Here is a 23,371-nt window from a genome sequence, read left to right on the forward strand (position 1 = left end):
GTAAAGTTAGCTTTATAAAAGGAGTCGAGCATGAAGTTTTACATCGTAAAAAAAGATCAATGCATTGCTGCGATCCCAGCAAAAGAATCACTCCTGAATGAGTATAAAAATAAAGGTTTCAAATTTGTCGAAGTGATTGCTGCGCGAGACGAAAATGACGCATTAAATCGTCACCCAACAAAGCAGAAAAACAGCAAAAAGTGGCGTGCTTTATGCACAAGTTTACTACTTTTAGCGATAATTTTAAGTATTTACTCTTTAATTGATAAATAGTGAATTTTTTAGTTGATCTTTACTGTCATTTGTATTTAAAATCGCCCACTTTTTTGATTTGAGAGACAGCAAACGCGCTGCATTTCTCTCAAAAGTGTTCTAAATCGAAGCAAAAAAACACGGTGGGCGTATGGATTTTTATATCCTAAAAAAACAACAAGAACTAATTGCTATACCAGCGAACGAACAAAGTTGTAAGCAGTACCTAGATTCAGGCTACTTTTATATTGATAAGGTAGCTGCGTGTAATGAAACTAACGCATTAAAAGCACTTCATGCAAAACAAACTCGTGCTTTAAAAGTGCCTTTAACGATGGCTTTGCTTGCTCTGCCAATTGTTATTTTTGCTTGGTACAGTTTAAGCTCATAAAGATTTAAGCCCAGCTCTTGCATCTTGTTTTAGCTTGGGTATATTGGCGCTCTTAACCTTTTTTAAGAGCGTGACATGAAAGTCTTACATACTTCAGATTGGCACCTTGGCCAACAATTCTACGAACATTCTAGGTTCAGCGAACATCAAGCATTTTTTGCTTGGCTGATTGACACGCTCGTTACTGAAAAAATCGATTTATTGCTCGTTGCTGGTGATATTTATCATACCGCCACACCCGCAGCAAGCGCTGAGAACCAACTTTATCAGTTCATCAAAGATGTAAAAAAACGCTGCCCAACATTACAAGTCGTGCTGATTGCGGGCAATCATGACTCAGCTAATCGTATTTTAGCGGCGCAGCCACTGCTGGCACAATTTGATACCCATGTAGTAGGGCGCTTCGATGCGCAGCAACCTGAAAATGTGGTGATTAAGATTAACCATCAAGATACCTGCGCCCATATTGTCGCTATGCCATTTTTACGCACCAGTGACGTTAGCACGCTAAGTGGCACAAATGATGGCGCTAGTTACGCTCAAGGCGTCGCACAGGCATATAAACTTAGCACTGAGCTTGCCTTAATTGATAAACCTGATACCACGCCTCTGATTGTAATGGGGCACTTGCATGCCAAGGGCGGCGATATTTCAAGTGACTCTGAACGCAACTTAGTGATAGGTGGTGAAGAAGCCATTACAGCAAAGGTATTTAGCGAACAGGCTGATTACGTGGCACTTGGTCATTTGCACAAAGCACAAATAGTCGCTAAATCTGATGCAATACGCTACAGTGGTACGCCAATGCCAATGTCTTTCTCAGAGCGTAATTACACTCACCAAGTAAATATCATTGAATTTGCGCATACACAAAAGCAACCTATCTCAACGACTGTAAAGCCCCTTTACATTCCACGTTCTGCTGAGGTCATCGTTTTGCCAAAAGGAGAATGCGTACCATTAGCTCAACTATGTGAGCAAATTAAAGATTTAGACACCACAACTCATACCGTTGCTCCTTATTTAAGGGTAAAGCTTAAATCAAGTGACACTGATACCACCTTTAGAGAACAAATTGAACAAGCACTAGAAGGTAAAAATATACGCTTTTGCGGCATTGAGCGGGTGCGTGAGAACAGTCCTACTCACTCAAATGAGAGAGTCTTTGACGATTTAAATCAAGTAGAAATGCTCAACCCTATTAATTTATTAGAGCAAGCATTTGCAAACGATAAAGACATGGCGGGTCAAAACGTACCTAAAGAGCTAAAAAGTTTATTAAACGAAGTAATAAGCGAGCTGACGGAGCAAGAACAACTATGAAAATAACCGCAGTACGCATAAATAACTTAGCCTCAATTGTTGATGCTGAAATAGACTTTACAAAAGCACCTTTAAAAGACGCAGGCTTGTTTGCCATAACGGGCGACACAGGCGCCGGCAAGAGTACAATTTTAGATGCAATTTGTTTAGCGCTTTACACTAAAACAGCTAGGTTGAGAGGCGACAAAGGAAATTTAATCGATTTTAATGGCGACAGTATAAAACTAAATGACCCACGTAATTTATTGCGCAGAGGTAAATGGCAAGGTTTTGCTGAAGTTGACTTTATTGGCCAAGATAAACAGGCTTATCGCGCACGATATGCCATTCAACGAGCACATAAAAAACTAACCGGTAAATTAAAAACCGCCGAACACAGCTTATACACATTACCTGATGAAACTTTAATTGCAGATAAAAGCCAAGCAATAAAAGAAGTAGAAAGAAAAATAGGGCTGAGCTTTGAGCAGTTCTCGCGTGCCGTATTATTAGCTCAACATGAGTTTGCCGCCTTTTTAAAAGCCACCGGCGATGAACGTGCCCAGCTACTAGAGTGCTTGACAGGGACTGATAAATTTAGCCTTATCGGTAAGCGTGTATTTGAGCGCCATAAAGAACAAAAAGATAAACTAGAGTTATTAAAAGCCAGCCTTGCCAGCTATACATTGCTCAGTGACGAAGCGTTGGCGGATAAAACCACGCAATTGGCAGAGATACATCAACAAATAGAGCAAAATAAAAAAGACCTTACTTTAGCTGAGCAAGGCGTTAATTGGTTTAAACAGGCGAATACCTTAGCGCAAAACTTACAGCAAGCAGTGCAACAACAAAAACAGGCCAGTGATGCAGTTAGCGCCATTGCACAGCAGAGCGAACAAGCAAAACAAGCGCAAAGCGCGTTAGAGATCAAAGACAACCGCAACCGAGTTGCTAATATAATCAGCCAAAATGATGACTTGGAAAATAAAATCCGTGATTTAAACGGTACCGATCACACTGCTATTATAATTGACCTAAACCAGGCGCTACAAAAATATAGTGATGCTCTACACAACGCTAAGCAAAACAAGCAAACAGCTGAACCAGTCATTGCTAAAGCCCGCGAGCTCGATAATCAAATAGCTATGTTTAGCCAAAGTAAAACGAGTACCAGCCAACAAATAACCAAAGAACAAAGCCAATTAACAGATACACAGCAACAACTAAAACAGAGTCAAACCAGTTATAATGATGCAGAAAAGCTTAAAAAAGAACTGCAGAGCTGGTTAACTCAGCATCACCAGCTAAAACCACTAGCCAGTGACTGGACATATTACCAACACAATTTTAAACACTTTATAAGCATTACCCAGCAATTAAATACCGGCAAAGAGCAACAGAAAAAAATAGCTGCAGAACTGGCAAATTATACTGAGCAACTCGCAGTACAAACGGCCAAAGTAGCAGATAGCCAGCAGTTACTGCAAAATGAGCACTCCACATTAACTCAACTCAATACGCAGCAAGACCAATTGAATGAGGCACACTGTGACGCGCAAATTAAAAATATTGATTATTTAAGAGAACAACGTGGGCACTACAAGCAATTTAATATTGAAATCAAACACAGTGCTCAGCAGCAAAGCGATACCGCAATAAAGCTCAAAGAAAGCGAGCAGAGCGAAGCGGCTCTAAAGCAGCAATTGCTCAATTCACAGCAAACATTAAAACACACTGAAGATGCCCTTAATAAAGCACGACTTCGCGCAAGTGAAAGTGTAGAGCACTTACGTAGCCAACTTGCACCCAACGAGCCCTGTCTTGTTTGTGGCGCCACAGAGCACCCTTTTGCTGCTGATCAAAATCCTCAGTTCACTAGTTTAATAGCCGACTTTGAAAGCGATTATACAAATGCAAAACAACATTATGAATTAATACAAACACAACTTCATGAACAGCAAACCCAGCACGCTGTTTTAGCCTCTAAGCACGCGCAGCTGGGGCAAGCTATAGACAATGCCAAAGCTAAACAGCAAGAAATAAAAAACACCATGCAAGGTATGCGCAGTGAGCTTAATGACTTAACGAGTGAGCAATTAGACACTCGTTACCAGCAATTAAGTGAGCAAAAAGCCCAAAGTTTTGAGCTGCAAAAACAACAGCGCACTATGCAAGAAAAGCTAAAGCAGTTGCAAAATATACTTCAAACAGAGCAAGAAACCGAACAACAGATACGCAGCAAACATGCTGATTTAACCTATCAACATGGTCAGCTTGGTCACAAACACAGTGAGCTAAGTGAACAATTAACTGAGCTGACAGCAAGCTTAAACACGCAATTTGCTGACACTGAATTTTGGCAACAACTGCAAAACCAATCCCTCGATCTCACTGATTTAAATCAGCAGGTTGAGCATTACCAACAAACCCAACAGCAGCTTGAGCAAAATCAGAAACACCTTGAGAGCACAGAACAAAAAATACAACACCTTACGCCGCTTATTAGTCATTCTCAAAGCACGTTAGCAGCCTTAAATGATGAGTTAACTAAACTAGAACAACAACACAATAGCGTGCAATCAGAGCGTCTTGAACTATTTAATAATCAACAAATAAGCGCAGATCAATACCAAGCAAACCTGACCGCGCAACTCGAACAATGCCAAGCACACCTTACCCAAAGCCAGCAAGCTCATGATAACGCCGTTAAGCAACGTGATGAACAAGCAATAACAGTTAAAAATTACCAGCAACGCCTACTTGAGAATAACCAAGAGCAAACGAAACTAGATGAGCGGTATAAGCTGTGGTTTGCTGATTTTAAACGTCAATATAATGAGGCAACTGAAGAACAGATCACATTTTTACTAACTATAAGTAACGATGAAATCAAAGCTCAGTTAAAACAACATGAACAATTAACCCAAGCCTTAGTAGATGCAAATGCTGTGCTAAAACAGCAACAAAATACCAACACACAACATCAAAATAGCAATAAACCAGCACAAACAGAGCAGGCACTATTAACGCAATTAACTGACCTCACACAAGCACAAACTGCACTGCATAAAACCCAGCTTGAAACAAATACCGTGCTTGAGCAACACCATCAAAACGCTAAAGCATTGCACACTAAACAAAACGAGCTTAATACGTTACAAAAACAACTCGAACAATGGCATCTATTGAATAAGGTAATCGGAGATAAAGAAGGTAAAAAAATGCGCAACTTAGCGCAAATACAAACCTTAAAAATACTGCTGCATTACGCTAATAGCCACTTAACCACGCTCAATAAACGCTACGAACTAACATCGATATCTCAGACACTTGATATTGCAATTATCGACCGTGATATGGCCGATGAACAACGCTCTGTTAATACGCTCTCTGGAGGAGAGTCATTTTTAGTATCGCTTGCTTTAGCATTAGGCCTAGCATCATTGTCATCAAACAAAGTTAGTATTAACTCTTTGTTTATTGATGAAGGGTTTGGTACGTTAGACAGTGAAACACTCAGTATTGCGATGGATACACTAGATTCATTACAAGCACAAGGGCGAAAAGTGGGCGTAATATCCCATGTATCGCAAATGACTGAACGCGTTGCAAACCAGGTTCATGTAGCAAAAAAACCTGGCGGGTATTCAACTATTTCTATAATTTAAAGGAACTAGACTATGCCAACATTTACACAAGAAGAAGCCAGTGAATACGATTCTCGTATCACTCGGTTAATTCCTGGTTATGATTTACTGCACAGCACAACAGCCGCGCAGTTAAGTGCAACTTTGGGCGATAACGCACATATTTTAGTGGTAGGTTCAGGCACAGGTAAAGAGATTGCTGAGCTTGCTAAAATCAATTCAACATGGCGTTTTACTGCGCAAGATATTTCAACCGATATGCTGAATATTGGTCAACAGCGGTTTTCTGATTTAGGTATTAGTGAAAGAGTAAATGTACACGCTGGGGATATTACTGAGTTAAATGAGGCTGTGGATGCTGCATTGTGCCTGTTTGTAATGCATTTCTTACCAGATAATGGCGATAAAAAAGACATGTTCAAGGCGATAGCTAAACAATTAAAGCCGCAAAGTAACCTATATTTAGCTGACTTAATGCGCCCAGAAACCAGTTTTGAGCGTGATGCACAATTTAGCTTATGTCAACAACTGGGCTTAACAGACATCGGGGTAGAGCGTATGAAGCATAACTTTGAACACGAGTTTTATCCGCTTGATAGAATCCGCTTGGCTGATTTGCTCGATGAAACTCGCTTTAGTGTTGGGAAGCTGTATTTTAAAGCACTTGGGTTTAGTGGTTATGTAACACATAAGCGTTAATCAATATAGAAAGTCGCTTATTGCATTATCAATTACTCTTATTAAGTCTGCATTAAAGCATTTTTAAAACCATTTACCCAACTAGAGGGCGATGGTTTTAACATCCCTCACAAACATTAAAGATTTTAGTTTTTCATTCCATTTGTCCTTCGTTTGTCCACTACCTGCAGCCTTCGCTGATACCTTTACCAGCTTAATCCACTGGCTTGAAAACTACACCGGCTACTTGCAACAGGTGCCGATAAACAAATATCCGTGATAACGACTTCGACAATTAAGGTCTTTTCATCGGGTGGTGTCACTAATTGATAATTATGTTTAAAATGTTAAGGCAAAGCCTAACCCACCGTTCCTTCATTGTTTACAGCTCACTAAACAACCCAACAGCAATCTTCTGTCTTTGAGATCACTATACAACTGGTACTAAATGGAGCAATGTTACGAGCTCAAACAAATCCATTACTTAGTAAAAGAGCCATTATAATAATAGCTGTAGGGGGCATTATTGATTGCCTTATTGCAAGTGTACTTTTGCTGGCAACAAACCAAGTTTACACAAATGAAATATATTGAGAATTGAGGTTAAAACGATGAAGCCTTGCTGGTTCAGCCAAACTAACAGCCTAACCAGCGTATCTACTTTGATTACTGATCATCCGTTTTTAATTGTTTAGCCCGCTCTTCTGCGGCTATTAACTGTGCTGATTTTGGTGCTTTCTTTTTGGGTTCTATCTTTGGTTTTTCTGTCGAATTAGGATCCCAAGTTGGATCTAAAGATAAATTAGAAAATGGGTTTTTAGATGCCCCTTGCTGTTGAGTGGAACTTGTATTATGTAACTCATCAGCTGCCTCTGAAATTTTTTTGTTATCCGTATTTTTCTCCGCTTCTAATTCATTATTAAGTGCAGATAGCGCTTTGACAATTTCATTTTCATCATCGGCTAGTTTTTCTGCTGACTCGGCAGGCTGGGTTTCATTAGGCTCAGATTGTGATACTGAGAGCTCGTCTGCTTGAGTCGTTGACGGCTCACTGCTGCGGTTTAGTGACGATTTATCTGATTCACTTTCAGCTTCTAACTGAACTTTAATATCAATCTCTAACTTTGTGCTGTCTACTTCACTTGGCCCAGTCGGATTTTGTATTAAACAAAGCTCATCCGCATCCGTAGGCTCTTTATGTGTTACATAGGCCTCAACCTGTGGTTTTTGACCAGGTAAAGGCGCGTTGGGGTCGAAAGTACGTACTTCAGGCTCTTTAAAGTTATGCTCACTTTTGAAAGTAGGTTTAGCAAAGTCATTATTTATACTTTCCTGTGTTGCTTTAACAGTGTCAGTATCAGCAACATCCGTTCTTTTAGCTGCAACAGCAACCTCATCATTTTGTAGATTTTGCTCAGGCACAGACGTTGGTTTTATAAGCGGTTTATCAACCTTTTTGTTAGGCTTTATTTCAGGTGGCGTAGCCTTTACCTCAGCACTACTTAGCTCATTCGTTTGCTTTCTCATACGCAACTTGTATAGCACCAAGCCCGCTATTAACAATACCAGAACAATAATTAAAAGAGGGGTCATTAAAGATGTTGACTCTTCTACAGGCACAACGGGTGGCGCCACAAACTTTTTCGCCGGTGCAGTGATTTTTTCCTCAGCTGCGACTGGCTCAATGCTGCCTTGTTGTAGCTGAGTATTAGCAGCAACTTGCGGCTGAGCAACCTCCTGATCAGGCAATTGAGCCGGCTCAGCAACTTCCTGTGTTATATCTAGTTTTTCAAGCTCTACAGGTTTATCAGTTTGTTTGCGTTTTAGCTCTTCATCTTGAGCGACAGTGTCAAGGGGGTTTACAGTGTTTGTTAGTGACTCAATATTGAGTGCCGATTCTGTTTGAATATTTTCAGACTCGTTACTGAGAGTTTTTTCAGGCTGATTTAATAGCTGCTGTGTGTTTTTTCCCACAGGTGGATTACTGCAATTTTTGTCAAAATCACGTTTCGCATTACGATAACTACGACTACTTTTGTCGTCACTGTATTGCTGCATTTGTTGTTTATACAAAATACACATAGCTTCACTGTATTTTGCAGCGCTACTAAAACTACAAATACAAAGAGCGAATAAAAAAAGTCGAGTAACTAAAGCCATTATTAATTTACATCACAGATATAACACAGTGACTTTAGTGTAATATCACTATGAAAATTAATCTACTCAATCACCATTAACGAGCGGTATTCGTCATAAGCAAATTGATCTGTCATGCCGCTAATGTAATCTTGAATTAATCGGCAACGAAAATAAAACTCATAGGCTGAATAATGATCTGGCTCGCCAGTTAAATTATCAATGGCTTTTTGGTAACTGTTTAAATGTTTTTTAGATAGTTTTTTAATTAACCTTGATTCAATTAAAAACTGCGGATCACCTTTTATCACTCGTTTAAATGCATCACTATTGAGCGCTAATAATGGTTTGTAACAATCAAGCAATCCTGTAATTATACGATAGCCTTGCAGCTCTAGTTTCCCTACTTCTTGATGACAAAATACATGCTCTAAGGCGACCTGCTTTAAAGTTTTAGTTACTGCGTGCAGATAGCTGTTATCTTCTAGTAACGCCTGATTAAAATCACCATGATAAATTGTATCAATATGTTCAATAAAGCGTTTAGCCGCATGATTCACAAGAGGATGCATTAGCGAAACTCTTAAATAAATAAAAAATTCACTATTAAAGTTATAAGGCTGCTCACTTGCTTTGCTATAAGCATAATCAATGGCTTTTTCTGCAAAGTTTAAGTGTTCAGTATCATCAATTGTTAAATTTATTAGCGTGCGTTTGTATTGCTGTTTTAATTTTTCGCATAACGATTCCACACTTATAATATCTTTTTCAACAGCGTCTTCTATATCAGCTAAACAATAGGAAATGTCATCAGCAGCCTCCATGATATAACTGGCTGGATGACGGCAATATTGATTGATCTCAAGTTCATTTTGTAAGGCTTCAATAAATGGTTTTTCACTAAAGTAATACCCAACCTTTTTCATTAAATAGTGTTTATCTTTTGGGGTATCACACATTGCCATACTTGCAGGGCGCGTATATTTTAAAATTCCAGCCGTTTGGCTATAGGTTAAATTAAGTGACAATAATGAATGAACGATTCTGATCCCTTGGGCATTCCCTTCAAAGTTTTGAATATCATCGCGTAAATGCTTAAAAATAACGCTAATTCCAGTATTGGGAGTTTTGCAACGTTCTGGAGTAATACTATCAAGGTGAGTTTGAAACCATTGGTTAATTGCTGCTTCACCAAAGTGCCCGAACGGTGGGTTGCCTATATCGTGCATCAAACAGGCCATTTCAACCAGGCTTTCAAGTGGCCGTTCTAAATCGATTAGCCCAAACTCTCGTTGCTGTTGCTGCGTTAAATAATGAAATATACGCTGTACAATAAACCGACCAACTTGTTGCACTTCAAGAGAGTGAGTGAGTCTTGAACGCACAGCTGCATTGCGTTCTAACGGAAATACTTGGGTTTTTTGTTGTAATCGACGGATTGCCGCGCTATTAATTATTCGGCCTCGATCGCTTTCCAGCGCCGTGTGTAAATTAGCAGTCGAGCGCAGCTCACGTGCAGGCGTTATTTTTTTTCGAAAGTCGATCATAGCAGTTCCTTTTTTTACATAGTTTTAATCTAACAGCTTGTATCATAAATTAAAATATTTGAATTTATTTGAGTTATTACTTTAATCTTACCCACTCGTTAATATATTATTCATTTTGATTACTTTTCTATTCATATAAGGACAGCCTTTTTACGGCTTTATACATGCATGACGCAAAAAACTCTCTTTAGGCAGTGCCTTTTAATACACACACTCATTAGTTGTGTGCTTTTGACGGCTTGTCAGAGCACGCCCTCAGAGCAAGCTCAGCCCCTCACAACAACTGAAGTTAAAGCATTAGAAGCCCGTGCTAAAGTATTGGCTGCTAGAGGGTTTTATGAAACCAGTATTGGCAACATAAATTACACAGGGCAACGCCAGTGCAATAACTTTCAATTACAAAGCCATCGTGGTTCTATCAGGTATCCAGAAAACTCGATTAACGCTGTGCTTGATGCAATAGACAATAATTTTGACGTGATTGAAATAGATGTTCGTGTAACGCGTGATAAAGTATGGGTAGTTCATCATGATGCACGCACCGGGCGAGAGACAGGCACTACAGACAATAAACAACGCAAAATAGAGTCTATTCGTTATGAAAAAGAGTGGGGGTATTTACGAGAGCGTGACCAAGAAACAGGAATGCTTACCGGCAACGTACCGCCATCATTTAATGCTTTAGCCTCTGCCTTTTCACATGCACGTAAGCCCGGACAAAGCATAAATATTGAAATAAAGTCTCGTGCTGGTATCGATAACTTAAAAATGCTCGATTACTTAGCCCACAAATATATTGGCACTGGCAATTATTTTTTTAGTAGCTTAGAGATGCGTAATCTAATTCGAATGCGAGATATAAATCCAGATATTTACTTAGCGTATATTCAATCGCCCGCAAAAGCCTCACTACAAAAACTAGCTGCGGACTTAAAAAGAGGGGCAGGAAGCGATCCTATTTATGAGCGTAATAAAGAACAGCTTGAAAGTATACAGGCATTTGGTAGCCGTCGGCATCGTGTTACTCGCTATGACAATCCCTTAAAGTTAGATAAACTTAAAAAGCAGCTCAAACGCAATTTTGGTTATGTACTGGATATACGCCACTACAAACAATCAGCCACAGTGTTAAAACGTACAGCTCAACGCCAAGGGATCTCTCTAGCCACCTACTCCATCAATGGCCATGATTACCACGAAAAGAGTTTATTAGCGCAACCTAAACAGCTTCGTCCAGATTCAGTCATTATTGATGACACTGTTTACGGGTTTTGTTCTGTATTTGAGTTGCCGCCTGTAAAGCCCGTTTACACCGATGATATTGACGCTAAATTAATTGCCAGCATGCCAATTGACCTAGATTTAGAGCGTTTAGATAATTTAGCAAGTTATGCTCGCAATCAGCTCTATCCTGCGGTTGGTAATAAACTTAAGTCAACATCAACCCAGTCTTATACACCGAAGACAAAACAAGCAACACCTGCGCCAAACTTTGACATTGGTAATCGAGAAACAGACGAAGATTTTAGTTTAGAAACAGACCCTGTGATTGAACTAGAGCTTCGTAAAAAACAATAAGCTTAAATAATGAAAAAAAACACAAAACCATTTTGGTGGCGCTATTTATTACTCATACTTGCTACCTTATACCTTATTCCTGAGGCAATATTTAATTCCCAATTAGTGTCGCTAGTTGGTTTAGGAACACCAGATGCCAAAGACTTAGAACACCTAGAAATTTATGGTCGGGCAGTGTCGGGAATCGGTGTATCGCTATTATTGGCTGATTTTTTACCAAAACCATGGGTTGCTAAATTTGGCCGAGGGATGATTTCATTAGCCGCGCTGTTATGTTTAGTTTGGCCTGTTGTATTCTACGGCCAAAAATATGTCATAGAAAAAACGCTAATTGAGCCTTCGACAGCAGAGCAACGGCAATTTGCTACTTACAGTGCAGCGCTTAGAGATGCCTTAGCGATGAATACAATAAAGGTGAATGGGTTAGATTATGACTCTGCTGATTTAAAAAGCTCAGAAAACTTAACCTTTCTCGCTCTCTTTGGTGGCTTGCTCTACAGTGATGCAGCGCTTTCAGACAATATTGAACAAGACAAACGCAAAATTATTGCGGCCTTTGTACAAAAAAAAGCATACCAAGACTTCGATAAACATTACCACGATTACAGTCAGCTCTATGATGAGCTCGTAGAAAAATATAAATCATATGCCAAGGGCAGTAAAAAATATAACCATACATTAGCCACTATCGATGAGCGTGAGCAAGGGTATTGGCAACAAGTAGAACAAGAAATCAATGATGGTTGGGGGCAATACCAAAAAGCTCAAAAAGCCCATATTGCAAAGGCGTCGGCACGAGCACAAAAATACGGTCCCAAAATATATGATTACCACGAGCGTATCAATAAGTGCTCAGACCGTTATGATAAAAGCAGTGAGAAAGATCGTCGTAACCGTTGCTATGAACGTGCAAGTGCTGATTATAGAAGCAACATATTGAAGGCTGGCTTAGGCTATATTGAGCCTGATTATTGGCTCATTGTTGAAAGTATATCAGCGACTGAAAATGCCGCAGGAAGCATATTGATGGGAGTGTTAACTGGCGGTGTTTATACAGCACTACAAGCGGCCAGTTTAGCCACTGGAGGTGATGGCGGGTTAAAAGACAAACGTTATAAATACACCGACGACCCGGATCATTATCAAGTGCGTTTTTTACAGCACCCTAATTTTCATAATATGTTTGAGAAAGAGACGGGCTACCCTTTTACAATAGACGATTTAATGGTGTTTAGAAGCCATGAAACGACAGCTAAAAAGCTACGCTCTCACTTTAAAAGTAAAGGGCTCCAATTACCTGATAATTGGAGTATTGCGCAACGTTCTACATTTGCAGCCGCCGTACATACTAAAGTAACAGCGCAAGCTAACGCCTCATGGCGCCAAGAAATGGCTCAGCGTAAGTTATCACTTGAGCCCAACTTAAGCTGGGTTCAATTTCAATTAGATCCACAAATTCAGGCTAGAATCGCAGATCGAATGGGCGACTTATATGTTAAAGGTATTCGCGCAGATTGGAATAAAAAAAACTTTAAGGAGCATGTACTTGACCCAAATGTAGCTAAACGAGCAGACAAATACATGACGATGCTAACTGGTTCACAAGGTAAATTTGCGGATGGTGGTGAATATGCGCAATATGGCAAACAAGCATTACGCTCTGTCGTAATTCCGCCTATTTCAATGTCGTTATCACTGTTTTTAATTTGCTTAACATTTAGCAAGTTACCGCTCAAACTATGGCAGCTCATTATACCAGCCCAAACTAAACAAGGGTTTTCAGTTATAGCGCTGTTAAACAAGCTATTAATGCCAGCAATTATCTTAATTGTGCCTGTTATGTTTGTCTCAAATAGCTTTACTAAGGATACACAAAGCCCCGTTAATTACTTTTTAGAAAAAGTCGATGAATCGAGCAACCCCGCATTTAGCTATGCCATTCGTTGGACTTTACATGCCCAACCTTTATTACATCCACTAGGATTGAAATTTGAAGAACATTTCCATCTGTACCAACAATTCAGTCCACTAAGCCATGCCTTAGCAAAAGTAGATATTTTGCGTCATGACGCTACAAATTTAAGCGCTAAACAGCAGCAAAAACGCAACTATGTGGTTGCACAAAAAACAAAACTAACAGTGCAAAGTAATGCCACAAACTTTACTGTACGCATTATGAATATTGGCCCTAAATATAAACAGGGAATGATTCTTAAATCTGGTAGTTATGATATTCAAGTGTCTGCGCCGGGCTACAAGACATATCGCAGATGGCATCAACTAGATGCCGGTGAACAAAACTTAAATATCGCTCTAACTCGTCAGTAAATTCACATGGAATTAAAATACAGCATTGTCAGCAAATTGAAAAAAACGATTGCTAAATTCCGTAAAGAATATGACACCATAACCAATCGTATAAATAAATTTAACTAGGAATACTAATGCGTTTATTAAGCTTAATTTTTGTTTTTATCGCTATAACCAGCCTCGATTTAAACGCCAGTGATGAGCAAACTGTTGTACTCATTTCCCTTGATGGCTTTCGTTGGGATTACATCGAAAAACATAATGCTAAAAACATTGCTAAAATAGCGGAGCAGGGGGTGCGAGGCCGTAAAATGCGCCCAGTGTATCCAACTAAAACCTTCCCAAATCATTTATCAATAATTACTGGGCTGCTGCCTATCAACCATGGTGTTGTAGATAACCGTTTTTGCGACAGCGAACGAAATGAATGCTATAGCATGGGTAAAGGCAAAGACGACAGCACTTGGTTTAACGGCATTCCACTGTGGAATCTGGCCTCAATGCAGGGCTTAAAGTCAGCCACCTATTTTTGGCCAGAATCAGATGCGCGCTTTAATGGTATGCTACCCGATTATTATTACCATTATTCAAAACATAGCGATTATCAAAACCGCGTTGATCAAATAGTACAGTGGTTAACATTGCCTAAAGCGCAACGGCCTCGTTTAGTGGTTAGCTACTTTTCATTGGTGGATAGCATGGGCCACAAATATGGGCCAGATGCTGAGCAAACAAAACAAGCGGTTCATGAAGTAGATGCACTGATGGGCCAACTACAACAGCGCCTTGATGAGCTGGAACAAGGCGTAAACTTAGTTATTGTCTCTGATCATGGCATGAGCGCCGTTGCACCAGAGCAGAGCATTGCCATCAGTAGCTTACCCAGCGATGATAAATTTATGGTTAAAAACACCGGTCCGCGGGTGCTAATTTATGCCAATGAGAACACCACAGCAGCAGATATAAGCACGTACAAAGAGCGCTTAAACAAAGCCGCAAAAGGTCGCTACACAGTGTTAACTGATAGCCAGCGAGCGCAGTATCATTACCAAAATAATGGTCGTACTGGCGACATTATTTTACAAACAACTGCACCTAAGGTGTTTTCAAATCAAGGGAAAGTGGATTATTTGGGCACACATGGATTTGCATACACAGATGATATGGCTGCGACTTTTATTGCCATGGGGCCAGCGTTTAAAGAAGGTATAACATTAAACGAAGTCAATAACCTTGATATTTACCCTATGATTACAAAAATATTAGGGATTCAGCTTCTTAGCAAGATTGATGGCGATGGTAGTACATTGTGGCCAGCGCTTAAGTAGGTGTGTTTTAATCAGAGTTGTCCGTGATGGTGGCGCAAAAGCCACCACTATTGCTGGTTAAATCGAGCAATAGATTGTGCCTATCACAAATAGCTTTAACGGTCGCAAGCCCTAAACCAAATCCTTCATACTGACGCGCAGGGTCGCCACGATAAAAGCGTTTCGTGAGTTGACTTAGTTGCGCTTTTTCAACCCCTGAGCCATCATCGCTAATGCTCAAAGAGCTTGCATCAATGGTAATTGAAATGCAGGCATCAATACCTGCATATTTAATTGCGTTATCAAGTAAATTAAAAAGTGCCTGAAATAATAAATTTTTGTCGCCTTGTAAAATCAAAGGGGCTGTAGAATAAAGTTTAATTTGTTGTTTATTACAATCAGCACTTGGCTGTAACATATCAATAAGGTCTTCGGCCAATAACTGACAATCAATGCGCTGTAAATTAAGCGGAAACTTGCCATGTTCTAAACGAGTTAGTTTAAGCATTGCATCAAACGTATTGATAATAGTATCAAGTTGCTCTATTTCTAAACCTATTTCTGGGAAGTGGGCAGCTTGCTGCTCTAAGTTTAATCTTAAGCGAGTCAGCGGAGTTTTTAAATCATGAGCAATGTTATCGGTAATCCCTTGTACTAAAGCAAAGTTGTCTTCGACGGCATCGAGCATCGTATTGATATGCGCACCAAGTTTGTCAAATTCATCACCTTTTTGTTTGTGACTGATGCGAGCAGATAAATCACCATTTTGTACTTTTTCTGCCGTGCTATTAAAATAATGCACTCTGCGTAAGTGTCTTCTAGCAAATATATAACCAAATAGACCCGTTAATAATAAACTAATTAGGCACGCCCAAAATGCAACGGTTTTAAATTCAATAATAAGTTGCTGTAAATTCTCAGTCGCGGTCGCTAAAACAATATCACCATGAGAAGTATGGACAATCCCAGTCGTTAATAAACGAATTTGTCCACGTTGCGTATCTAATACAGGAAAAACAATGGTTTTAGGTAAAGCCGGAATATCTTCAGGTAAAAAGCTTAACTGCTGGCTTTGTTCGCCGTCACTATGCCAAAAAAGTAGCAATTCACTTTCATTACGGAACACGTCTAATTGAGAATAAAAGCTACTTGAAGAGAATTCATTCGCTAAGCCTTCTATACGTAATTTTTCTGCAGTAAGGCGCCGTTCAACTTGACGGTTTTGTTCGCCTAATAATAATTGATAAATTAAGACTACGGTCAGCACTAGCATGACCGACATTATCACTGCAAACCCTAAGGTTAACCGCCACACAGAGCTACTACGTGGGTCAATTTGACGCCAAGCTGAGTCTTTAATTGGCATTTATCTGCTCTTTGGTAAGGCGGTAACCAACACCACGAATAGTTTCGATACAAACTAATGCATTCAATTCCTGTAGTTTTTTACGAAGCCTAGCTATATGCACATCAATGACATTTGTACCCGGATCAAAATGGTACTCCCAAACCGATTCAAATAATAATGTACGGGTAACTAACTTGTCAGGATGTTCAAGTAAAAAGCGCAATAATTTAAACTCTTTTGGTTGTAAGCTTAGCGTCTGATTGTCAACATCGGCTTTATGGTTTGCATAGTCTAAGTGTAAATTCGCTAGGCTTAACTGTGTGCTAAGAGGCTGCTGCGCCGTGTGCCGTTTAATAAGGTTCTCGACCCTGATTGCTAACTCAGAAAACGCAAAAGGTTTAATTAAATAATCATCACCGCCTGCTTTTAAACCGGTTACACGGTCGTCTACTTTATCTAGGGCTGATAAAATCAAAACAGGGGTCGTTTTACCCGTCGCTCTTAATGCGGCTAACACTTGTATTCCATTTAGCTTGGGTAACATTCGGTCTAATACAATTATATCGTGATCTTCGCACGTTGCTAACAGTAATCCTTGTTGACCATCAGCTGCAGTATCAACAGTATAACCTTGTTCACTAAACGCTTTATATAAAAAGTCACGGTTTTGCTTATCGTCTTCAACCAATAATAACTTCATTAATTTCCCCACCTTAGTAAAGGTAAATCTTTACCTGTGGTTAAATCAATTGCTTTTTTATGACGTCCACGCTCATTAACAAATGTGGCCACCATATAAGTAATCCCCATATCTTGCTCTAACTGGGCTTCAATTAAGTAGTGTTCGTTTGAGTCATTCAGTTTTGCCACTAATAACTGCATGGTATAGCCTTTTTTTTGCATAATATCTGCGGCGGCAATCTCTTCTTGCTCATCAAGTTCTGGCGCTTCATACTCTAACTCAATTAAGTCGCCATCTTTATCTAACAATAATTCAATAAAGCGATTTCGGTTAGCCTGATATAACGTGACTTCGTAGGTCGTTTTACCTTTTTCAAACTCAAGTTCAAACTCTACAATGACCGCTTCGCTCTTATACTTATCTTCTACTTTTTCTAAAATAGCCGTTGGTTTGGCTGATTTAGCATGGTGCAATTTTTCATATATCGCAGAGCTTTTAGCACTACTTATCGATGAGACAAATAACAAACTGAATAATAGTACTTTTTTCATCATAAACCTCAAAAATAGCAGCGCAAGATACGCTGCTATTTTAATTTTTTACAGTTAATCGTCGAGACGACAAGCTCGTACTTGATTGCCACTAACTAATTCACATTCTACCTCTGCATATTGGTCGGCATAAGCGTTAAGTGAATTGTCTTCGCTAACATAACCCCAAAGTCTAGATTGTTCGCTTTGTGTAATTACATACCCAGTTAAGCTAAGTGAATCATTGGCATCCATTAACTCAACTTCACTAACAATATTAATATCATCGGTGATAATTCCTTCTAATTCAAGAAACTGACCATTAATAGTTGCTTGAGTTAAGCCATCGTCAAATACTGTTTGGTTACTGAGTGTAAATTGATAATTATTAATTGTTACGATACCTTCATTGAAACTTGCAACTCCAGCAACAGAAAACTCCTTATTTATCGTTGTTGAATCACTCGAACCTGATTCAAAGTCGACTTCTTGAGCCATAAATAAATCACTTTGTTGTTGATATAAAGCTTCAACTTCTACAAGTGCACCAACAACTAAATCATTAACAGTGCCATCTTCATAACGTGTTTGTTCAGTTAAGCTTACTTGCCATTGTCCATTTATAGTCATCAGCGTTGAGTTATTATTAATGAATGTAATTTTACCATTTAGTTCTGTGTCGATATTATCATCAAAATCATTTTGGCGTTCAGCGTCAACTTCACTCGCTATTAACTGCTGCGCTTGCATAATGCCTTCAACTTCTACAAATTGACCATTACTAATAAGACCATCAACTTCAGCTTGTTGGTAATTAATAGTGATATTACCTAACTGAAAAGTGCGTAGTTGAGTATCTAATTGCGTAATGACACCTTCAACTTCAAGCTCTGTTAAGCTGTTAGTAATAGCTTGTTGATAAGTTACCGTTAAGGTATTAAATGCACTATTAAAGCCGCTTACTTCAACGAGGTCACCATTATTGACTAAAGTACTATCAAACCCTTCAAGTATCACACCGGCAATACTAGCCATACCATTTTCGATAAGTACAGGACCTTTAAAATTAGGATCATAGTCAATCTCCGTTACTTGAGCGCCGTTAGTCTCTGCTTCAACAATCATACCGACTTGTAGTTGGCTTAAATTTCCATTCACGCCATCAATTTCTATTTCTGCACTCGCAGCAGGTAGTTCACGTTGGTTAACCGTAATAGAGGAACTTGATATAGCTGATACTGCGCCGATTAACACACTCGGTAATTTGGCCGTTTCTGGCGTTGTTGTTTCAGGCATTATTGATGAATTTTCTGAACTGTTGCTGCCACATGCTGATAATGCAAGTGTTATTGCGCTTAATGAAAGCACCTTAATAAGATGACGTGTGTGCTGGTTTTTCATATCTAGCTCCAAACATAATTAATTGTTCTACCTTGTGTATGAGCATTACTTTACTTGAGAGTGCACGCCCGCAAGGTGGAGAGAACATTAATTTTTGTTAATGTTTACATTGATCTGGTCGCTGTGAACACTAACAATTTCATTGATGCTAGTAATTGTGAAATAAATATGTATAACTAGACGTATAACCGATTGAATAAAAAGGTTTTCATGCAACTTCCTGATCAATTAATAAATCGTATAACCGCAGGTTTAGTGGCCAGTTTACCGCAGGCGCTCATTTTAGCACTGGCAGGTATTGCACTATTCACTACGATTGCTTCAAGTTTACAACAAGCATTATCTGACAGTTATTATACAGAAGCCGCCATGATCACTTTTTTAGTTACAGCGTCTGATCTTAGCTTATTTTCTGTTGGCTCTGCATTTTGGGGAATTTTAGCCGGCGCTTTAACCTTGTGGCTAATACCCCGTAAATAAATGCAAAATCTAACCAACAAACGCTTATGTAAGCCGCCCACCTTGTTAATTGATTGTTAAGTTTATATGTGCCTATAATGGAAATTCATTATGAAGTATCGTAACCCCTCATTTTAGGATCACTGATGAATTTTAATAAATCGATTATCTTCAGCGCTATGACAGCGCTGTCTATCATACCCTGGCAAAGCCATGCTGCTGACGTTTGGCAAGTTGATAAATCATATACTGGCGGAAGTGAAGTTTGCTACGCAAACACTTTATATCAAGCAAAGTGGTGGGCAAACCCAGGTGAAGAGCCTGGCGCTTCTCAGTGGGGAGCATGGGCTGCGCAACTTGATTCAACCCCCTGTGATACGAGTGTTGAGCCCCCCGTTGAACCGCCAACAGAGCCGCCTGTAGAACCACCTGTCACTCCACCGTCTGGCGACCCGTATGAAACAGGCGTCACTATTAACCCAAACGGCGGCTATTTTATTGATGCTGCAATTATAGCTGACACTGAACAACACAAAACATCATCACCACTGTTTAACAAAGTGAAAAACACCATTCGCAAGCTTGATAACACCAGCGTCGAAGCTGTCGCGCCACTTCGTGCTGCAAACCCTGCCAATGTAAAGCGTTTAGAGTCGATAATTGACCAAGCAAGCTTTGAGTTTTTATTTCCAGATCGCGCGCCGGAATATACTTACCGTAAATTTTTACAAGCCGTGGCTAAATTCCCCGCATTCTGTGATGACTATGAAACAGAGCAAAAAGCAGAGGCGGTATGCCGTAAAGCACTCGCCACTATGTTTGCCCACTTTACTCAAGAAACTGGCGGCCACGACCCGCATTCTGCCATCCCGCAATGGCGTCAAGGCCTGTACTTTATTCGTGAAGCAGGTTGCAGTGAAACCAGTGCAGGGTGTGGTTACAATAACTCATGCGCACCTTCAACATGGCAAGGGCAAACGTGGCCTTGTGGCACCGATGAACAAGGCTTATACCTAAAGTACTTTGGCCGAGGAGCTAAGCAGCTGTCGTACAACTACAACTATGGGCCATTTTCAGACGCTATGTTCGGTGATGTTAGTATATTACTTAACAACCCTGAACTCGTGGCTGATACCTGGTTAAATTTAGCTTCTGCGGTATTCTTTTTTGTTTATCCGCAACCACCAAAACCAGACATGATGTCGGTCATAGATGGTTCATGGGTGCCTAATGAAACAGACACAGCGCGTGGTATTAGCCCTGGCTTTGGTGCAACAATTAATATTATTAATGGCGGTATAGAATGCGGCCACGGCTACGATAAGCCTCAAGCTCTTAATCGTATTGCCTATTATGAGCAGTTTGCTGCGTATTTAAACGTACCTATCGAAGCAAACGAAGTACTTAATTGTAGCAACCAAGACAGCTTTACTAACGACGGCTCTGGGGCGCTAAACATTCACTGGGATGAAGACTGGACTTGGCAGCAATACCGCCCTGATGGTAAGAGTTTTGAATGTAAACTTGTGCCATATCAAACACCTTACTTTGCACTTAGCAAAGGCGCATACAGTCGATGTGTTGAAGATAAGTTTGACGCAACGGTCCAGTAAGTAGCTTTACTATCAAAATTTAATAACAGCCTTAGCGCATAAGGAGTTGGTTAAGGCCGTTATTACTTATAAAGGAGTTAATCAAACGTATGATGGCGAGTTACCTTAAAACGATTAAGAATATGGTGCATAATATACACCGCACATAAGCTTATTAAAATAGCCACCGACACTGATGAAAAGCGATATAAAGCGCTGTAAACTAAGTCTTGTCCGGGGCCGAGTGATTGACCAAATAAAATCCCAAAGGTGGTAATAATGCCAAAACCAACACCTGGGATCCCCCCGCCAACAATATGATAACGACTAAATATAAGAGTTAAAGTCCATAGTATTAACGCAGGAAACAATAAAATATCCGTGTAATTGTATAAAAACAACTGCGACACCAACGCCAAATTACAGCCAATTAACGTGCCGATTGCTCGTTGCCAGCCAGCCATACCCGCAGCTTTCCAACATAGCGGAAACAAAATTAAAATCGAGGCTGCTTGCGCTGAAATTGAATCTTGTAAATCAAATATTTGAAAAGTCACAAACGATAAGGTCGCAACACTTGAACACAGCAATACTTCATGACGCACACTCTCTATCGCTTTACTTGGCCGCTCCTGGGCCTGACGTGGAGCGACATCTGGAAACACAAAATGCATTAATACCGCGGTCAAAACTGTTACTAACACGGCTAAACCGTTACTTATAATAAGCGGATAAATACTCGTGCCATTACCCACATAACTTGAGAAGTGAAGCTGAATAGATAAACCAACCACGCCCAGCGCACCAAACAAAAAGTTAACACCACGACTCATTTGATAAAACAAAAAAGCAAAAGCGAAAAAACTTAGTAGAGTCATCACCACAGGTAAGTGTGAAAACAACCCTTGCACCACTAATACAAAAAATGCGCTAAACGCCGCACTAGCAAAAAACTGGCGGATAATATGGCCGTTTAAAATTGGCACCAAACCAAGTAATAGCATCGGATACACGGTAAAAAAAATGCCATTAGGCCAGTTCATTAGTTTACATAAACTAAATCCAAGCGCGCTGCCGCCAGCAATTCGTAGCGCTTGCCTCAAGCCATTTTTATCCAGAGAAGGTGCTGTCATACTGCCTTGCCTAATAAATAAAGTGAAGTAGACTAATTAACCGAATTTGCGCACTGGCGCACCACTGACCAATGGTTGACTCAGGTACAAGCTGAACTGTCGCCCGAGCACCACTGGGTAATTGGCTAAGCAGTTGCGGCTGTTGTAACTCGATATGAATACGCTGGCGCTGGGCATCTCTCACCCAGCGATTACTACTTTCAGTACTGCTTAATAAGCCATTTGCGTTGATCTGACCATCGCTCACCCCAGCTTCAAATGAACTAATAACACCATCGAACACTTGACCTGGTAAAGCGTCAAACGTTACTTTTGCAGCGCTTTTTAGGCTGAATTGGCTTAATGATTTTTCTCTAAAGTCAGCAACTAAATCCGCTTTATTCGCCACAATGGCGAGCATGGGCTGGCCTTTATTGGCATAGGTACCGTTACTAACTTGTAAATTAGCTACTTTACCATCCACATCAGCACTTACTTGACTATAAGACAAGTTTAGCTTGGCTTGAGCAAGTAAATTTTGCGCATGACGTAATGCAAGATTTTCATTCCCAACTTGGCCACGAGCAAGCTTTGCCTCCGTTAGCTGCGCCTCAACTGCGGCAACATTTGCTCTGCTTGATTGAAAATTAGCACTAATAGTTTCATATTCTTGTTCAGATATAGAGCGCTTTTTAAGTAATGATTCACTGCGGTCAAACAACAATTTCTGCTCATGCAGATGCGCATTCGCAGCTGCTAGTTGAGCTTCAATGGCTTTTACATTACTGTCGAAGCGTTGATTTTGCAGTTGAGCATCCGCATAGGTGAGCTCTGCTTGCTCAACCGCTAATTTAAAAGGGGCCGGCTCAATTAAAAACAGTACCTCGCCACGGTTTACCAATTGATTATTATTAACTAATACTTTATTAACTCGCCCGCTGACTTGAGGTGTTACTTGTACAACAGGATGAAAAACACGTGCTTGGGGAGTCACGGGTAAATACATATCTGCAATCACAAAATAAGCGAAAAGTAGAATAAATCCAACTAAGGATATTTTGACATAACGGGCAAATTTTTGATCAGGCGTCATCAC

General features: G+C 40.0%; 17 protein-coding genes and 1 pseudogene. 10 read left to right on the forward strand and 8 right to left on the reverse strand.

Features of this window, described 5'->3' with window-relative positions:
* The first annotated feature begins 30 nt into the window (after nucleotides 1-30).
* The 5 genes from QMA12_RS13985 (at nucleotide 31) to QMA12_RS14005 (ending at nucleotide 6,291) form a co-directional block, all read left to right on the forward strand.
* The gene (locus QMA12_RS13985; protein ID WP_087533586.1) at nucleotides 31-273 is read left to right on the forward strand and encodes a hypothetical protein; all 243 of its coding nucleotides are present in this window, start codon (nucleotides 31-33) and stop codon (nucleotides 271-273) included.
* Between the two features lie 130 nt (nucleotides 274-403).
* On the forward strand, nucleotides 404-643 hold the full coding sequence (locus QMA12_RS13990; protein ID WP_087533587.1) for a hypothetical protein: 240 nt from the start codon (nucleotides 404-406) through the stop codon (nucleotides 641-643).
* A 75-nt stretch (nucleotides 644-718) separates the two neighbouring features.
* The gene (locus QMA12_RS13995) at nucleotides 719-1,966 is read left to right on the forward strand and encodes an exonuclease SbcCD subunit D C-terminal domain-containing protein (protein WP_290210379.1); all 1,248 of its coding nucleotides are present in this window, start codon (nucleotides 719-721) and stop codon (nucleotides 1,964-1,966) included.
* Nucleotides 1,963-5,613 (forward strand): AAA family ATPase, encoded by a 3,651-nt coding sequence (locus QMA12_RS14000; RefSeq protein ID WP_290210380.1) that lies wholly within the window; start codon nucleotides 1,963-1,965, stop codon nucleotides 5,611-5,613. Before QMA12_RS13995 ends, QMA12_RS14000 begins: the two co-directional genes overlap by 4 nt.
* A 12-nt stretch (nucleotides 5,614-5,625) precedes the next feature.
* Nucleotides 5,626-6,291 carry a class I SAM-dependent methyltransferase gene (locus QMA12_RS14005; protein WP_290210381.1) on the forward strand — a complete coding sequence of 222 codons (666 nt, stop codon included), beginning with the start codon at nucleotides 5,626-5,628 and terminating at the stop codon, nucleotides 6,289-6,291.
* A gap of 645 nt (nucleotides 6,292-6,936) precedes the next feature.
* Here QMA12_RS14005 and QMA12_RS14010 read toward each other — a convergent pair.
* Nucleotides 6,937-8,430 carry a hypothetical protein gene (locus QMA12_RS14010; protein ID WP_290210382.1) on the reverse strand — a complete coding sequence of 498 codons (1,494 nt, stop codon included), beginning with the start codon at nucleotides 8,428-8,430 and terminating at the stop codon, nucleotides 6,937-6,939.
* Nucleotides 8,431-8,492: 62 nt separating this feature from the next.
* Entirely contained in the window at nucleotides 8,493-9,956 is a 1,464-nt protein-coding gene (dgt, locus tag QMA12_RS14015) for a dGTPase (RefSeq protein WP_087533592.1), read from the reverse strand.
* 225 nt (nucleotides 9,957-10,181) lie between these two features.
* Here dgt and QMA12_RS14020 point away from each other — a divergent pair, with 225 nt between their 5' ends.
* The 3 genes from QMA12_RS14020 (at nucleotide 10,182) to QMA12_RS14030 (ending at nucleotide 15,172) form a co-directional block, all read left to right on the forward strand.
* Nucleotides 10,182-11,534 carry a glycerophosphodiester phosphodiesterase family protein gene (locus QMA12_RS14020; RefSeq protein WP_290210383.1) on the forward strand — a complete coding sequence of 451 codons (1,353 nt, stop codon included), beginning with the start codon at nucleotides 10,182-10,184 and terminating at the stop codon, nucleotides 11,532-11,534.
* 9 nt (nucleotides 11,535-11,543) lie between these two features.
* Complete coding sequence (locus QMA12_RS14025; protein WP_290210384.1) at nucleotides 11,544-13,862, forward strand: PEGA domain-containing protein; 2,319 nt, start codon at nucleotides 11,544-11,546, stop codon at nucleotides 13,860-13,862.
* Between the two features lie 116 nt (nucleotides 13,863-13,978).
* Nucleotides 13,979-15,172 carry an ectonucleotide pyrophosphatase/phosphodiesterase gene (locus QMA12_RS14030; protein ID WP_087533595.1) on the forward strand — a complete coding sequence of 398 codons (1,194 nt, stop codon included), beginning with the start codon at nucleotides 13,979-13,981 and terminating at the stop codon, nucleotides 15,170-15,172.
* Between the two features lie 7 nt (nucleotides 15,173-15,179).
* Here QMA12_RS14030 and QMA12_RS14035 read toward each other — a convergent pair whose 3' ends face one another.
* Genes QMA12_RS14035 through QMA12_RS14050 form a run of 4 tightly spaced genes read right to left on the reverse strand, consistent with a single transcriptional unit; the run spans nucleotide 15,180 to nucleotide 19,112 of the window.
* Nucleotides 15,180-16,517, reverse strand: a complete 1,338-nt coding sequence (locus QMA12_RS14035; RefSeq protein WP_087533596.1) for an ATP-binding protein — start codon at nucleotides 16,515-16,517, stop codon at nucleotides 15,180-15,182.
* Nucleotides 16,507-17,199 (reverse strand): response regulator transcription factor, encoded by a 693-nt coding sequence (locus QMA12_RS14040; protein WP_087533597.1) that lies wholly within the window; start codon nucleotides 17,197-17,199, stop codon nucleotides 16,507-16,509. The genes QMA12_RS14035 and QMA12_RS14040 overlap by 11 nt, the downstream gene beginning before the upstream one ends.
* Nucleotides 17,199-17,735, reverse strand: coding sequence for a hypothetical protein (locus QMA12_RS14045; protein WP_176372564.1), 537 nt, complete (start codon nucleotides 17,733-17,735; stop codon nucleotides 17,199-17,201). Before QMA12_RS14045 ends, QMA12_RS14040 begins: the two co-directional genes overlap by 1 nt.
* Before the next feature lie 51 nt (nucleotides 17,736-17,786).
* Nucleotides 17,787-19,112 (reverse strand): DUF5666 domain-containing protein, encoded by a 1,326-nt coding sequence (locus QMA12_RS14050; RefSeq protein WP_290210385.1) that lies wholly within the window; start codon nucleotides 19,110-19,112, stop codon nucleotides 17,787-17,789.
* Between the two features lie 249 nt (nucleotides 19,113-19,361).
* On the opposite strand from QMA12_RS14050, the pseudogene QMA12_RS14055 reads away from it, so the two are divergent.
* Both QMA12_RS14055 and QMA12_RS14060 read left to right on the forward strand, forming a co-directional pair.
* Nucleotides 19,362-19,592: pseudogene (locus tag QMA12_RS14055) on the forward strand (benzoate/H(+) symporter BenE family transporter); the annotation flags it as partial.
* A 125-nt stretch (nucleotides 19,593-19,717) separates the two neighbouring features.
* Nucleotides 19,718-21,184 carry a glycoside hydrolase family 19 protein gene (locus QMA12_RS14060; RefSeq protein ID WP_290210386.1) on the forward strand — a complete coding sequence of 489 codons (1,467 nt, stop codon included), beginning with the start codon at nucleotides 19,718-19,720 and terminating at the stop codon, nucleotides 21,182-21,184.
* Between the two features lie 77 nt (nucleotides 21,185-21,261).
* Here the strand turns inward: QMA12_RS14060 and QMA12_RS14065 are convergent, their stop codons facing one another.
* Together QMA12_RS14065 and QMA12_RS14070 are read right to left on the reverse strand one after the other, a co-directional pair.
* Nucleotides 21,262-22,296, reverse strand: a complete 1,035-nt coding sequence (locus tag QMA12_RS14065) for a DUF2955 domain-containing protein (RefSeq protein WP_290210387.1) — start codon at nucleotides 22,294-22,296, stop codon at nucleotides 21,262-21,264.
* 10 nt (nucleotides 22,297-22,306) lie between these two features.
* A complete protein-coding gene (locus tag QMA12_RS14070; protein WP_290210388.1) occupies nucleotides 22,307-23,368 on the reverse strand; it encodes an HlyD family secretion protein in 1,062 nt (353 codons plus the stop codon).
* Nucleotides 23,369-23,371: the final 3 nt, after the last annotated feature.

This window comes from Pseudoalteromonas sp. APC 3893 (assembly GCF_030408095.1).
Lineage (GTDB): Bacteria > Pseudomonadota > Gammaproteobacteria > Enterobacterales > Alteromonadaceae > Pseudoalteromonas.